Source organism: Agromyces sp. NPDC058064 (assembly GCF_042885275.1).
Classification (GTDB): domain Bacteria; phylum Actinomycetota; class Actinomycetes; order Actinomycetales; family Microbacteriaceae; genus Agromyces.
Genome location: NZ_JBHVSE010000001.1, coordinates 1016145 through 1028774, shown reverse-complemented (window position 1 = coordinate 1028774; position 12630 = coordinate 1016145). Strand labels below are relative to the sequence as shown.

15 protein-coding genes are annotated in these 12630 nt (G+C 71.1%); 9 read left to right on the top strand and 6 right to left on the bottom strand.

Features of this window, described 5'->3' with window-relative positions:
• Window positions 1-52: 52 nt before the first annotated feature.
• Entirely contained in the window at window positions 53-1396 is a 1344-nt protein-coding gene (locus ACFVSL_RS04795) for an Nramp family divalent metal transporter (protein ID WP_386938938.1), read from the top strand.
• Window positions 1397-1405: 9 nt separating this feature from the next.
• On the opposite strand, the gene ACFVSL_RS04790 is transcribed toward ACFVSL_RS04795, so the two are convergent.
• The 3 genes from ACFVSL_RS04790 to ACFVSL_RS04780 are packed head-to-tail and all read right to left on the bottom strand — an operon-like array spanning window position 1406 to window position 3588.
• Window positions 1406-2380, bottom strand: coding sequence for a DNA topoisomerase IB (locus tag ACFVSL_RS04790; protein ID WP_386938936.1), 975 nt, complete (start codon window positions 2378-2380; stop codon window positions 1406-1408).
• A gap of 19 nt (window positions 2381-2399) precedes the next feature.
• Window positions 2400-2666 (bottom strand): Rho termination factor N-terminal domain-containing protein, encoded by a 267-nt coding sequence (locus ACFVSL_RS04785; RefSeq protein ID WP_386938934.1) that lies wholly within the window; start codon window positions 2664-2666, stop codon window positions 2400-2402.
• A 37-nt stretch (window positions 2667-2703) separates the two neighbouring features.
• Window positions 2704-3588 carry an SDR family oxidoreductase gene (locus ACFVSL_RS04780; protein WP_386938931.1) on the bottom strand — a complete coding sequence of 295 codons (885 nt, stop codon included), beginning with the start codon at window positions 3586-3588 and terminating at the stop codon, window positions 2704-2706.
• A gap of 186 nt (window positions 3589-3774) precedes the next feature.
• Here ACFVSL_RS04780 and ACFVSL_RS04775 point away from each other — a divergent pair, with 186 nt between their 5' ends.
• The gene (locus ACFVSL_RS04775; RefSeq protein ID WP_386938929.1) at window positions 3775-3939 is read left to right on the top strand and encodes a hypothetical protein; all 165 of its coding nucleotides are present in this window, start codon (window positions 3775-3777) and stop codon (window positions 3937-3939) included.
• A 120-nt stretch (window positions 3940-4059) separates the two neighbouring features.
• On the top strand, window positions 4060-4437 hold the full coding sequence (locus ACFVSL_RS04770; RefSeq protein ID WP_386938928.1) for a hypothetical protein: 378 nt from the start codon (window positions 4060-4062) through the stop codon (window positions 4435-4437).
• A 67-nt stretch (window positions 4438-4504) separates the two neighbouring features.
• Here the strand turns inward: ACFVSL_RS04770 and ACFVSL_RS04765 are convergent, their stop codons facing one another.
• A complete protein-coding gene (locus ACFVSL_RS04765) occupies window positions 4505-5038 on the bottom strand; it encodes an SRPBCC family protein (RefSeq protein WP_386938927.1) in 534 nt (177 codons plus the stop codon).
• 153 nt (window positions 5039-5191) lie between these two features.
• Between ACFVSL_RS04765 and ACFVSL_RS04760 the strand changes: the two genes are divergently transcribed.
• Window positions 5192-5410, top strand: coding sequence for a hypothetical protein (locus ACFVSL_RS04760; RefSeq protein WP_386938926.1), 219 nt, complete (start codon window positions 5192-5194; stop codon window positions 5408-5410).
• A gap of 9 nt (window positions 5411-5419) precedes the next feature.
• On the opposite strand, the gene ACFVSL_RS04755 is transcribed toward ACFVSL_RS04760, so the two are convergent.
• Entirely contained in the window at window positions 5420-5743 is a 324-nt protein-coding gene (locus ACFVSL_RS04755; RefSeq protein ID WP_386938924.1) for an ATP-dependent DNA ligase, read from the bottom strand.
• Between the two features lie 141 nt (window positions 5744-5884).
• On the opposite strand from ACFVSL_RS04755, the gene ACFVSL_RS04750 reads away from it, so the two are divergent.
• Window positions 5885-6361 carry a DUF4383 domain-containing protein gene (locus tag ACFVSL_RS04750; protein ID WP_386938922.1) on the top strand — a complete coding sequence of 159 codons (477 nt, stop codon included), beginning with the start codon at window positions 5885-5887 and terminating at the stop codon, window positions 6359-6361.
• 47 nt (window positions 6362-6408) lie between these two features.
• Here ACFVSL_RS04750 and ACFVSL_RS04745 read toward each other — a convergent pair whose 3' ends face one another.
• A complete protein-coding gene (locus ACFVSL_RS04745) occupies window positions 6409-7125 on the bottom strand; it encodes a DUF6766 family protein (protein WP_386938921.1) in 717 nt (238 codons plus the stop codon).
• Between the two features lie 127 nt (window positions 7126-7252).
• On the opposite strand from ACFVSL_RS04745, the gene ACFVSL_RS04740 reads away from it, so the two are divergent.
• The 4 genes from ACFVSL_RS04740 (at window position 7253) to ACFVSL_RS04725 (ending at window position 12580) form a co-directional block, all read left to right on the top strand.
• Complete coding sequence (locus ACFVSL_RS04740) at window positions 7253-8266, top strand: LacI family DNA-binding transcriptional regulator (protein WP_386938919.1); 1014 nt, start codon at window positions 7253-7255, stop codon at window positions 8264-8266.
• A 248-nt stretch (window positions 8267-8514) separates the two neighbouring features.
• Window positions 8515-10191 (top strand): glycoside hydrolase family 13 protein, encoded by a 1677-nt coding sequence (locus ACFVSL_RS04735; RefSeq protein WP_386939326.1) that lies wholly within the window; start codon window positions 8515-8517, stop codon window positions 10189-10191.
• A gap of 47 nt (window positions 10192-10238) precedes the next feature.
• A complete protein-coding gene (locus tag ACFVSL_RS04730; RefSeq protein ID WP_386938918.1) occupies window positions 10239-11600 on the top strand; it encodes an ABC transporter substrate-binding protein in 1362 nt (453 codons plus the stop codon).
• Window positions 11601-11704: 104 nt separating this feature from the next.
• Window positions 11705-12580: a carbohydrate ABC transporter permease gene (locus ACFVSL_RS04725; protein WP_386939324.1), complete on the top strand. Its 876-nt coding sequence runs from the start codon at window positions 11705-11707 to the stop codon at window positions 12578-12580.
• The last annotated feature ends 50 nt before the right edge of the window (window positions 12581-12630 follow it).

Sequence of the window (12630 nt, the reverse complement as noted above, 5' to 3'; positions counted from 1 at the left end):
GCGCAGGCCTAGCGTGGCACCGATCCGACGCGAGGCGGGAGGACCGGGACCGATGGGAGCATCGACGCAGGACGACGAGCGGGCGGCCGAGGCCGAGCGGCCGAGCGGGCCGAAGCGCTTCCTGAAGGCCCTCGGTCCCGGGCTGATCACGGGCGCCTCCGACGACGACCCCTCGGGCATCGCGACCTACGCGCAAGCCGGCGCCGTCTACGGCTACGGCACGCTCTGGACCGTGCCCTTCGTGCTGCCGCTCATGATCGCCGTGCAGGAGATATGCGACCGCACCGCCTCGGCGACGGGCAAGAGCCTCGGCGCCCTCGCCAGGAGCCGCTTCACGGGGGCGTGGCGCTTCGTCGTCGTGCTCCTCCTCGTCGCCCTCTTCGCCGCGAACGGTCTCAACGTCGCCGCCGACCTGCTCGCCGTCGGCGAGGGCATGGAACTGCTGCACGCCGGGCCCGCCCAGCTCTGGAGCGCCGTCGCGGGCATCGCGATCGGGGTGGTGCTGTTCTTCGGCTCCTTCGCGATGGTCGCGAAGATCATCCGCTGGCTCTGCCTCAGCCTCTTCGCCTACGTCGGCGTGCTCGTCGTGGCCCAGGTCGACTGGGGCGACGTGCTGCGCGGGCTCGCGGGCTTCCAGCTCAGCCTCTCGCCCGCCTACCTCGGCATGATCGTCGCCATCCTCGGCACGAGTCTCTCGCCGTACCTGTTCTTCTGGCAGAGCGAGGATCGCCTCGAGGAGCTGCGCGAGGCGCCCGAGGGCGGCGACCAGCCGGTGCCCCTGCCGAGGCGGCGGCGACGCGCGGCGAGGCGGCAACTCGTCGACACCCGCGTCGACGTGGTGGTCGGCATGGTGTTCTCGGTGCTCGTCATGTTCGCGATCATCGTCGCGACCGCGGCGACACTGGGCGCCGAGGGCAAGCCGGTGCAGAGCGCGGCCGATGCGGCGGCGGCGCTCGAGCCGATCGCCGGCCCCGCGGCATCCCTGCTGTTCGCGCTCGGCTTCATCGGCTCGGGCCTCCTCGCGGTCCCGGTGCTCATCGTCGCGGGATCGGCCGCGCTCGCCGCGGCGCTCGGCAAGGACTGGAGCCTCGCGGCGAGCCCGCGACGCGATCCGTTCTTCTACACCCTCGTCGGCGTCGGCACGGTCGGCGGGGTCGTGCTCGCGGCGATCTCGGACGACGCGGTGACGCTGCTCGTCTTCAGCGCGCTCATCAACGGCATCGTCGCGGCGCCGTTCCTCATCATCGTCATGGTGATCGCACGGAACCGCGAGATCATGGGCCGCTATCGGGTCGGGGCGGTCGCGGCGACGTTCGGGTGGGTCGCCGCCGCCGTGATGAGCGCAGCGAGCGTGATCGGGCTGGTGCAGACCGTCGCGGGCGGATTCGGCGGCTGAGTCGCGCGCTCAGGACTCCTCGGACGCGAACAGCTCGAGCAGGCGGCGTTCCCGGTCGGTGCCGGATGCCACGACCGCGTCGCGCTCGTACGCCGCCACCACGCGCGGGTCGATGTAGCTGCCCTTGGCGATCGCGGGCGTGTTGCCGAGGGCCAGGGCGGTGGCGTCGATCGCCTCGCGCACGGCCGCCGCGCGGGCCCGCGCGGTGCCGGCCGGGCCGATGCGTGCGAGCTGCTCGGCCGCGACGAGGGTGCCGCGGAGGGTGCGGAAGTCCTTCGCGGTGAACTCGCCGCCGGTGCGTTCGCGGATGTCGTCGTTGACGTCGACCGGGGCTGCGGCGCGGAATGCCCGGCCCTCGGCCCAGGCATAGAGCCGGGCCGCTCGCGATCGTTCGGCCGCATCGCCGACGTAACCGGCAAGGCCGGTGTCGGCGAGGTGCAGCTCCTGGGCGATCCCGCCCTTCGCGCGGAACCGGAACCGCACCGTCTCGTCGTCCTCGAGGCTCGCGTTGCGCACGAGCAGCGTGGTCAGGCCACGGTTGCGGAATCCGGCGAGCGACTCCTCCGAGCCGATCCGGATCCCGCCGAGGTCGAGCGTCGTGAAGGCGGCCGCGAGCACGCGGGCACGGGGCATCCCCTCGAGCGCGAGGTCGCGGCGCGCGCTCCGCCTCGCGGCAGGAAGGGCCCGCGCGAGCTCGGCCATCCGCTGGAACTTCTCGGCGTCCTGCCGTTCCCGCCACGCCGGGTGGTACAGGTACTGCCGCCGCCCGGCGGCATCGACCCCGACCGCGAGGATGTGGGCGTTGGCGGCATCCGAGATCCACACCTCCTGCCACGCCGGCGGTACGGCGAGCTCGGCGATGCGCTCGCGCTCGGCGCGCCCGGCCGTGCCGCCGTCGCGATGCACGTAGCCGAAGCCGCGCCCGCGCCGCACCCGGGTGTACCCGGGCGAGACGTAGGGCACGACCCGCTTCAGCCGTGGCATGCCGCGATCCGCGGGCGGCTCAGTGGTTGCGCAGCGCCGAGATCAGCTCGGCCTTGCGCTTGCCGCTGTACCCGGTGAGGCCGAGCTCCTTCGCGCGCGTGCGCAGCTCGTCGACCGTCCAGTCGTCGTAGTCGCCGTGCTTGCCGCCCTTGCGGCCGATCGCGCTCCGTCCCTGCTTCGCCGCGGCGTTCGAGATGCGCGCGGCCTTCTCCTTCGAGGCGCCGTCCTCGCGGAGCTCTTCGTAGAGCTCCGGATCCTTGAGCGACGCGTTCCTGCGTCCGGGCATGATGTGCTCCTTCCTCTCGTCCCTCTCGCCGGCGGCCTCAGAACGGCCGGCCGCCGGTCACGGGCAGCACCGCCCCCGACACGTACGAGGCGTCGTCGGACGCGAGGTACACGTACGCCGGTGCGAGCTCGGCCGGCTGGCCCGCCCGCCCGAGCGGGGTGTTCTTGCCGAAGTCGGTGATCTTGTCGGGCCATCCCGTCGACGGGATGAGCGGCGTCCAGATCGGGCCCGGCGCGACGGCATTGACCCGGATGCCCCGCGGTCCGAGCTCCTCGGCGAGGGCCTTCGTGAAGGCGACGAGCGCCGCCTTCGTCATCGCGTAGTCGACGAGCGCCGGCGAGGGTTCCGTGGCCTGGATCGAGGCGGTGGTGATGATGCTCGACCCCGGCTCCATCAAGGGCACCGCCGCCCGCGCGAGGAACACCGGCGCGAACAGGTTGACCCGCATCACCGCCTCGAAGTCGTCGCTCGGCACGCTCTCGATGCCCCCGCGATCGCGCTGGTGCGCGGCGTTCAGCACGAGGACGTCGAGCCCGCCGAACGCCTGCTCGGTGTGCTCGATGAGCTCCACGCAGTGCGCCTCGCTGCGGAGGTCGCCCGGCAGCAGCAGGGGATCGCTGCCGGCATCCGTGATCCAGCTCGCCGTCTCCTCGGCGTCCGGACGCTCCTCGGGCAGGTAGGCGATCGCGACGCGCGCGCCCTCGCGGGCGAACGCGATCGCCACCGCGCGCCCGATGCCCGAGTCACCGCCCGTGATGAGCGTGCGGAGTCCCTCGAGCCGGCCGTTCCCCTGATAGCTCTGCTCGCCGTGGTCGGGAAGCGGCACCATCGCCTCGGTCAGTCCGGGCGGCGCCTGTTCCTGACGCGGGAATCGGTCGGTCGTGTGCTTCGTCGTCGGATCGATCAGTCGTTCGTTCAGCATCTGTCTTCGCCCCCTCGACCCGAGCCACGGTACGCGGGGAGGCTCGAGGCCCGGGAGGGGTTGACAGCGGTTCCGCGTGACCCTTGGAATACGGACCGTGCACGCGCTTACACGGCGGCCGGCCGCGGGGTCAACCCCTCGCGCCGGACGACCCTGGCCCCGTACCTTCGAAGCGAAGGAGGAATCATGAACATTCTTGTCGTCATCATCGCCATCGCCGCCATCGCGCTGCTCATCACGGGCGGGATCGTACCGACACTGAACTTCCTGCTGTGGGTCGGACTGGCGTTGGCCGTCATCGCCGTGATCGTGTTCCTGGTGCGTTACATCGGCGGGAACCGCGCGGTATGAAACCCACGCGCACGTGCATCGAGCGGGGGGCCCATCGGGCCCCCCGCTCGCTCGGCTCCGGGTGGAACGAGCGTCCTGGAACGGGCGCCGTGCGCGCCGGAGAGGCATAGGCTGACGAACGTGGGAACCCTCTACTACGGCGATTCCGGCACGCCGATCGGTATCGAGGACCGGGTACTCGCGCACCTCAAGGTCGCGATCATCACGAAGCTCCGGCGCGGCGAGAGCTTCACCCTCTCGTGGCAGCACGCCGACGGCCAGCCGCGCGGGCGCAGCACTCTCTGGGTGCACCAGTCGGTCCCGCTCCGCTTCGTGTTCGACGAGCCCGAGACGCCCGAGCTGAGCCGGCAGTGGATCGAAGAGCTGATGCGCTCGGCGAACAGCACAGGTGGCGTGCAGCTCGTCCCCGAGCACCTCGACACCGCCCCCATCCCGACCGCCGAGCAGCAGCCGGTCCAGGTCGGCGTCGACGTGCAGGAGGTCGAGCAGGGGCGGTAGCCGTCAGAGCTCGGGCGGGCCGATCGGCCCGCCCGAGTTCCGGCTCACGATGAGATCGGGGTCGGGCTCACACGGTGAGATCGGGGTCCGAGCCCCGGGTCCCGTCGTCCTGCCCGGTGGCGCGCGGGGAAGTGGGCAGCGCTCCGCCCTGGTGGATCTCGCCGCGCCATCCGCCGGTCTCGACGCCGCGCTCCTCGACGAACTCCTTGAACCGGTGCAGGTCCCGCTTCACCTGCATGTCGTCGATCTGCAGGGCGGCGCCGGCGTGCTCGACGAATCCCTCGGGCTCCCACTCGAGCTCGAGGTCGATCCGGGTCCGGTCGGGGCCCTCCGCGGCGAACTGCACGCGGCCGCGGTGCAGCACCTCGCCCGAGCTGCGCCACGCGATGTGGTCGTCGGGCGTCTGGTCGCTGATGTCGGCATCGAACTCGCGGCGCACCCCGCCGATCGAGACCACCCAGTGCGTGAGGTCGTCGTCGAGCTGCGTCACCTCGTCGACGCCGGTCAGGAACTCGGGGAACGTCTCGAACTGCGTCCACTGGTCGTACGCCACGCGGATGGGGACGTCGACGTCGGTGGACGCGGTCACGGTCGTGCTCATGATGATCCTCCGTTCCGGGCGCATCGTGGGCGCCCGACGGCCACCGTAGGCAGCGGCGCGATCGGATCGCGAGGGGCTTGTGAGTCGGCGCGCGTGCTGGTAGACGGGAGTGGGGGAGCATTTCGGGCTCCGGGATTCCGGGAGGTGGTACCGATGGGCGCCGAAGAATCTCAGGCGGCTCGACCGTCGATCGAGGACTGGTGGCCGAGGCTCTCGATCCACGCCAAGCACCTGCTGCTCGCAGACCTCGAGGCTCCGGTCCACGAGGACGTCGCGGCCGAGATCGAACGCATCACAGGGGCCCATGCGCCCGACCTGCTCTCGCACGAGGAGCGCCGCTTCGTGCTCACCCAGATCGAGCCGGTCGACTGAGCCGAGCGCTCAGTCGCTCTCGAACTCCTCGGTCTCGGCGGGCTCGGGCACGAGGTGGAGGCCGCTCGTGCTGTTGGCCGTCAGAAGCAGCTGCTCGATCCAGAGGCGGTTGAGGGTCGGCGGGCGATTGCCGCTGAAGACGAACTGGAGCGGGATGGACTCGTTCAGCCAGAGCGTCGTGCGCCCGCTGCCGTTCTCGACGCCGTGCTCCCACGTCATGGCGAAGCTCTCGGACCGGCGCAGCTTGTTGAGGATCGCGATCCGGAGGTGGGCGAGGGTGCGGTCGTCGATGTCGAGTTCACGCGTCGAGGAGTTGTAGATCAGCTTGCCCATGGCTGCACTCTAGTCCGCCCGCACGCGTCGTCGGAACGCCTGTTCCCGTCCGGACTCCGCCGAGGCAACCCCTTGGCCCTCCGCGCGCCCGAGGCGCATCATTGGAGCAGGACCCGAGCCAGAGATCGCATGGGGGTCATCATGACCGAGACGCACGATCGCACGGTCCGCTACGCCGAGCCGCCCGTCCAGAAGGCGGCGATGATCATCGGCATCGTCTTCCTCGTCGTCGGCGTCGCCGGCTTCATCCCGGGCATCACCACGGGGGTGGACGCGCTCGCCTTCGCCGGGCACGAGTCGGGGGCGATGCTGCTCGGGATCTTCCAGGTGTCGATCCTCCACAACATCGTGCACCTGCTCTTCGGGGTGCTCGGGCTGGTCTTCGCGGCCGGCATCGGCGGCGCGCGGAGCTACCTCGTCATCGGCGGACTCGTCTACGCGGCGCTGCTGCTCTACGGGATCGTCATCCGGGGCGACCACCCGGCGAACTTCGTGCCGCTGAACACCGCCGACAACTGGCTGCATGCGGGGCTCGCGGGAGGCATGATCCTGCTCGGGCTGCTCCTCCCTCCGACGCGCACGGCCCGCGTCGGCGCCCCGCGCACCGCCCGGGCGTGAGCGCGATGCGGTGATCCCCGGGCGCGGCAGGCGCCCGGGGGGTCGGATCACGCGCCGGTCTCGTGGTGCGGCGTCGCAACCGGCTTCGACTCGGGCGACCCGCGCTGGCGCAGGTAGACGGAGGCCCCGACGATCGCGGCCACGGCGAGGAACTCGCTCTGCCAGTTCTGCATCGACTCGAACCAGAACTGCGCGGTGCCGAGGTACTCCCACGGCGAGAGGCCGGGGAGGCCGTGCAGCGTCTGCTCCTCGGAGTACGCCTCGGCGCCGCCGACGGCGTGCAGCCAGAACGAGAGCCCGAAGAGCACGAAGAAGAAGATCGCGAGGGAGTTCTCGTAGAGCACGAGCACGAACCCGCCACGACGGACGGGCCACGGGGTGTCGGGGCCCTGCTTCGCCGTGCGGGGGTCCTCGTCCTGCGGGGTCTTCTCGCCGATCGGCTTCGACTCGCTCGACCCCTTCTGGAAGAGGAAGACCGTCAGCACGACGTAGGCGCCCATCTGCAGGAACTCGGACTCCCAGTTCTCGAACGTGGCCTCGATGAACTGCCCGGACCGGAGGTACTCGAACAGCGGCATCGGGTCCGCGCCGTGGTCGAGGCGTTCGTCGTTCGCGACCTGGAACCCGCTCGCGGCCATGCCGGCCAGGCACAGCAGGAAGATCGCCATGCAGAGCAGGAACAGCGCGTGCTCGTGCAGCCAGCGACCGAACCCGCCGCTGCTCGCCCCTGCTCGGCCGTCACTCGTCGTGGCCTCGCCGGTCATCGCAGCTCCCCTCGTGACATCTCGATGGTGCCGGTCCTCCGGCGGCGTCGGCAAGGCCTTGACCCGCGCCGTCGAAGCACCCGGCCGATTGTCGAGTTCTTGCAGCCCCTCGCGTAGCATTGCGGCCATGTCGAGAAGGCTGGCGGACGTCGCGCGCAAGGTCGGAGTGAGCGAGGCGACGGTGAGCCGGGTGCTCAACGGCAAGCCGGGGGTCTCGCCCTCGACCCGCGACGCCGTGCTGACCGCCCTGGACGTGCTCGGCTACGAGCGCCCGACGAAGCTCCGCGGCGAGCGTGCCCGGCTCGTCGGCCTCGTGATGCCCGAGCTGCAGAACCCGATCTTCCCCGCGCTCGCCGAGGTGATCGGCGGCGGCCTGGCCCAGAACGGCTTCACCCCCGTGCTCTGCATCCAGACCGCGGGCGGCATCTCGGAGTCGGACTACGTCGAGCTCCTGCTGCACCAGCAGGTCTCGGGGGTGATCTTCGCGGGCGGGGCGTACGCGCAGGCCGACGTCAACCACGACCACTACGAGCGCCTGCGCGAGCTGAAGCTCCCGACGGTGCTGGTCAACGCCCCGATCGCCGGGCTCGACTTCGCCACGGTCTCGTGCGATGACGCCATGTCGATGGAGCAGGCGCTCGGGCACCTCGCCCAGCTCGGTCACGAGCGCATCGGGATCCTGCTCGGCCCGAGCGACCACATGCCCTCGCGGCGCAAGCACGCCGCGGCGATCGCCACGGCGGCGAGGCTCGGCCTCGAGCTCCCCGACGAGCGCGTCGTCCACTCGTTCTACTCGCTCGAGTCGGGCCAGACCGCCGCGGCGAAGCTCCTGGCCGCGGGCGTCACCGGCATCGTCTGCGCGAGCGACCCGATGGCGCTCGGCGCGGTGCGCGCGGCACGGCGTGCTGGCCTCCGCGTGCCAGAGGACGTGTCGGTGATCGGCTTCGACGACTCGGCGCTCATGAACTGCACCGAGCCGCCGCTGACGACCGTGCGGCAGCCCATCGAGTCGATGGGCAAGATGATCATCGAGCTGCTCATGCGGCAGATGTCGAGCGAGCGGGCGATCGGCGACGAGGTGTTCTTCGCACCCGAGCTCGTCGTGCGCGCGTCGACGGCTCCGGCGCCGGCGGTCGTCTAGCGGCGGTTCGTCCATCCCGTCCTCCGGCCTTCGCCGGCGGGCGGGTCGATCGCGCCTGCGCGGACGCCGCGCGGCGTGATCCTGCAAGCGTCTGTCGCAAGTCGGCGCAAACTGTCGCAAACTGATGTCTGATTGTTGAATAGTTGCATCATTCTGTTGCTCTCATTACGTTGAGCCGCATCGACGCCGGCGTCTCACACGGTCCGGCGCGAAGCCCGCCCGACTCGAGGAGAAGCGACCGCGTGACCATGCCGCTCACCGACACCCCAGCCACCACGCCGACCGCGTTCACCCGCGACCCGCTGTGGTGGCGCAGCGCCGTGATCTACCAGGTGTACGTGCGCAGCTTCGCCGACTCCGACGGCGACGGCACGGGCGACCTGCGCGGCGTGCTCAGCCGCCTCGACTACCTCGCCGACCTCGGGGTCGACGCGCTCTGGTTCAACCCGTGGTACCCGTCGCCCCTCGCCGACGGCGGCTACGACGTCGCCGACTACCGCGGCATCCACCCGGCCTTCGGCACCCTCGTCGACGCGGAGGAGCTCATCGCCGAGGCGGCGGCGCGCGGCATCCGCACCATCATCGACGTCGTCCCGAACCACGTCAGCTCCGAGCACCCGTGGTTCCGGGAGGCGCTCGCCGCCGGCCCCGGCAGCCCCGAGCGCGAGCGCTTCTGGTTCCACCCGGGCAAGGGCCCCGGCGGCGACGAGATGCCGACGAACTGGGTCTCGAACTTCCAGGGCGACACGTGGACCCGCACCGTGGACCCCGACGGGACGCCGGGGGAGTGGTACCTGCACCTCTTCACTCCCGAGCAGCCCGACCTCAACTGGAACCACCCCGACGTCCGCGCCGAGCACGAGGACATCCTGCGGTTCTGGTTCGACCGCGGCGTCGCGGGCGTCCGCATCGACTCCGCGGGACTCCTGATCAAGGATGCCGCGCTGCCCGAGGTGCCGGCCGAGCCGGGGCCGGGCGAGCATCCCACCGAGGACCGCGACGAGGTGCACGAGGTCTACCGGTCGTGGCGGCGGATCGCCGACTCGTACGAGGGCACGCGCGTGCTCGTCGGCGAGGTCTGGGTGCCGGATGCCTCCCGCTTCGCGGCCTACCTGCGGCCCGACGAGATGCACACCGCGTTCAACTTCGACTTCATGACCCGCCCGTGGCGGGCCGACGAGCTGCGCGAGTCGATCGACCTCATGCTCGCCGCCCACGCGCCCGTCGGCGCGCCGAGCACCTGGGTGCTGTCGAACCACGACGTCACCCGCCCGGTCACCCGGTACGGCCGCGACGACTCGAGCTTCGCGTTCGCGAAGAAGCGGTTCGGCACGCCGACCGACCTCGCGCTCGGCACCCGGCGGGCGCGCGCCGCCGCCCTGCTCAGCGCGGCGCTGCCCGGCTCCCTCTACCTCTACCAGGGCGACGAGCTCGGCCTCCCCGAGGTCGAGCTGCCGCGCGAGGTGCTCGAGGACCCGATGCACTTCCGCTCGGGCGGCGTCGACCCCGGCCGTGACGGCTGCCGCGTCCCCCTGCCCTGGCGCGGCACCGCGGCGCCGTTCGGCTTCGGCCCCGCCGGGGCGGCTCCATGGCTGCCGCAGCCTGCCGAATGGGCGGCGCTCACCGTGCAGGCCCAGCAGGCCGACCCCTCGTCGATGCTCTGGCTGTACCGGCAGGCGCTGCGCCTGCGCAGGCGCGAGCGCGCCCTGGGCGACGGCTCCATGAGCTGGATCGACGCGGGCGCCGACGTGCTCTGCTTCCGCCGCGGCGACGACCTCGTCGCGATCACGAACCTCGGGCCGGCGCCGGTCGCCCTGCCCGACCACGAGAGCATCCTGCTCGCGAGCGCCCCGCTCGAGGCCGGGCTGCTCCCGAGCGATGCGACGGCCTGGCTGCGCATCGCGCCGGCGCCGAGGCATCCCTGAACCGCACCACCGCACCACCCCAGCACAGCACCGAAAGGAACAGGACAATGAAGTCATCACGCAGCATCGCGATCGCGGGTCTCACCGCGCTCGTGGTCGCCGGTTCGCTCGCCGCCTGCAGCGCCGACTCGGGCGGCGACGACGGCAAGCTCGAACTGCGCGTCGCCACCTTCCCGCCGGGCGCCGACCAGGCCGCCTACGACGCCTTCGCCGAACAGGAGAAGCAGTTCGAGGAGGCGAACCCCGACATCGACGTCGTCGGCCTCGAGTACGAGTGGACGGCCCCGACCTTCGCCGCCCAGCTCGCCGGCGGCAGCCTGCCCGACGTCTTCACCGTGCCCTTCACCGACACGAAGACGCTGCTCGAGAACGGCCAGCTGATGGACGTGACCGACGAGCTGAAGGAGCTCGGGTACTCGGAGAAGTTCAACCCGATCATCCTCGACGAGGTCACCGGCGGCGACGGCCGGGTCTACGGATTCCCGCGCCAGGCGTACGCCAACGGCCTGCACTACAACCGCGACCTGTTCGAACAGGCGGGCCTCGACCCCGACACCCCGCCGACCACGTGGGACGAGGTGCGCGCGGCCGCGAAGACCATCGCCGAGAAGACCGGCAAGGCCGGGTACGCGACGATGGCGGCCGGCAACACCGGCGGCTGGCAGCTCTCGGTGCAGGCCGACTCGCGCGGTGCGTCGCTGCAGGAGGCGAACGACGACGGCAGCTACACCTCGACGATCGACAACGACGCCACGAAGGCGACGCTCGAGTACCTGCACGACCTCCGCTGGGAGGACGACTCGATGGGGGCGACCTTCGACCTCGACTGGGGCTCGATCAACCAGGAGTTCGCCGCGGGCAACCTCGGCATGTACACCTCGGGCTCCGACGTGTACACGGCGCTCGTGCGCGACTTCGGCATGAGCCCCGACATCTACGGCCTCACCGTGATCCCCACGGAGAACGGCGGCGGCGTGCTCGGCGGCGGCGACATCGCCGTCATGCCGCCGACCCTCGACGACGAGACGAAGGCCGCGGCGGTCGAGTGGATCGACTGGTACTACATGCAGAAGCTGCTCGACGAGGACGCGGCCGTCGCCGATGCCAAGGCCCTCTCGGAGTCGGACCAGGCCGTCGGCACGCCGGTGCTGCCGGTGCTCGACAAGGAGACCTACCTCGAGTCGCAGGAGTGGATCGCCCCCTACGTCAACGTCCCGCTCGACCAGATGACGGGCTTCACCGAGGGCATCTTCGAGCAGACGCCCGTGGGCGAGTTCAAGGGGCAGACGCAGCCGATCTACGCCCTCATGGACAACCTCGTGCAGGCCGTGCTGACCGATGAGAACGCCGACATCGACGCGCTGCTGAAGCAGGTCGACGTCGACGCGCAGGCCCTGCTCGACCAGTGACGACCGTGATCGATCGGGATGCCGCGGCGGAGACCCCGCCGCGGCATCCCGCCGCCCCTCGAGCCGAGCTGCGGCCGCGCCGCCGCCGCACCCCCGCGACCTGGGTGCGCGGCGGCGGCCTCTGGAACCTCGCGTTCCTCGCGCCCATGCTCGTCGTGTTCGGGGTCTTCAGCTGGGGGCCGATCGCGCAGGCGGTCGTCATGAGCTTCCAGAAGACGAACCTGATCACGCCGCCGGTCTGGGTCGGGCTCGACAACTTCGCGCGCGTGCTCAGCGACCCGAACCTCGGCACCGCGGTGCTCAACACCCTGTACTTCGCCGGCCTCGCGCTCGTGTTCGGGTTCCCGCTGCCGATCCTCATGGCGGTGCTCATGAGCGAGGTCCGCCGCGGCAAGGGCCTGTACAGCGCCCTCGCCTACCTGCCCGTCGTCGTGCCGCCCGTCGTCGCGGTGCTGCTCTGGAAGGTGTTCTACAACGCGAGCCCCGACGGGGTCTTCAACACCATGCTCGGCTGGGTCGGCATCCCCCCGCAGCCGTGGCTGCAGTCGTCGGCGACCGCGATGCCCTCGCTCGTCATCGAGGCGACCTGGGCCGCCGCAGGCGGGTCGATCATCATCTACCTCGCGGCGCTCATCGCCGTGCCGCCCGAGCTCTACGACGCCGCCGAGGTCGACGGCGCGGGGATCTGGCGCAAGATCTGGCACGTCACGCTGCCGCAACTGCGCGGCATCCTCTTCATCATGCTGATCCTGCAGGTCATCGGCACCGCCCAGGTCTTCCTGGAGCCGTACCTGTTCACGGGCGGCGGGCCGAACAACTCGACGCTCACCGTGCTGCTGCTGATCTACCGCTACGCCTTCCAGAACAGCCTCGGCGGCGACTACGGGGAGGCCACGGCCCTCAGCCTCATGCTCGCCGTCTTCCTGGGCCTCCTGAGCTGGCTCTACTTCAAGCTGACCGACCGTTGGAGCACGAATTGACCACCGCGCAGGGCACCGCCCCCGCCACGACGGCGGACTCGATCACCCTC

What these genes read in the sequence shown, in the direction of transcription:
- ACFVSL_RS04765 (WP_386938927.1), bottom strand. Translation starts at nt 5,038, where the DNA reads ATGAGCACGACCGTGACCGCGTCCACCGACGTCGACGTCCCCATCCGC.
- ACFVSL_RS04760 (WP_386938926.1), top strand. Translation starts at nt 5,192, where the DNA reads ATGGGCGCCGAAGAATCTCAGGCGGCTCGACCGTCGATCGAGGACTGG.
- ACFVSL_RS04730 (WP_386938918.1), top strand. Translation starts at nt 10,239, where the DNA reads ATGAAGTCATCACGCAGCATCGCGATCGCGGGTCTCACCGCGCTCGTG.
- ACFVSL_RS04780 (WP_386938931.1), bottom strand. Translation starts at nt 3,588, where the DNA reads ATGCTGAACGAACGACTGATCGATCCGACGACGAAGCACACGACCGAC.
- ACFVSL_RS04745 (WP_386938921.1), bottom strand. Translation starts at nt 7,125, where the DNA reads ATGACCGGCGAGGCCACGACGAGTGACGGCCGAGCAGGGGCGAGCAGC.
- ACFVSL_RS04740 (WP_386938919.1), top strand. Translation starts at nt 7,253, where the DNA reads ATGTCGAGAAGGCTGGCGGACGTCGCGCGCAAGGTCGGAGTGAGCGAG.
- ACFVSL_RS04755 (WP_386938924.1), bottom strand. Translation starts at nt 5,743, where the DNA reads ATGGGCAAGCTGATCTACAACTCCTCGACGCGTGAACTCGACATCGAC.
- ACFVSL_RS04790 (WP_386938936.1), bottom strand. Translation starts at nt 2,380, where the DNA reads ATGCCACGGCTGAAGCGGGTCGTGCCCTACGTCTCGCCCGGGTACACC.
- ACFVSL_RS04795 (WP_386938938.1), top strand. Translation starts at nt 53, where the DNA reads ATGGGAGCATCGACGCAGGACGACGAGCGGGCGGCCGAGGCCGAGCGG.
- ACFVSL_RS04775 (WP_386938929.1), top strand. Translation starts at nt 3,775, where the DNA reads ATGAACATTCTTGTCGTCATCATCGCCATCGCCGCCATCGCGCTGCTC.
- ACFVSL_RS04750 (WP_386938922.1), top strand. Translation starts at nt 5,885, where the DNA reads ATGACCGAGACGCACGATCGCACGGTCCGCTACGCCGAGCCGCCCGTC.
- ACFVSL_RS04785 (WP_386938934.1), bottom strand. Translation starts at nt 2,666, where the DNA reads ATGCCCGGACGCAGGAACGCGTCGCTCAAGGATCCGGAGCTCTACGAA.
- ACFVSL_RS04735 (WP_386939326.1), top strand. Translation starts at nt 8,515, where the DNA reads ATGCCGCTCACCGACACCCCAGCCACCACGCCGACCGCGTTCACCCGC.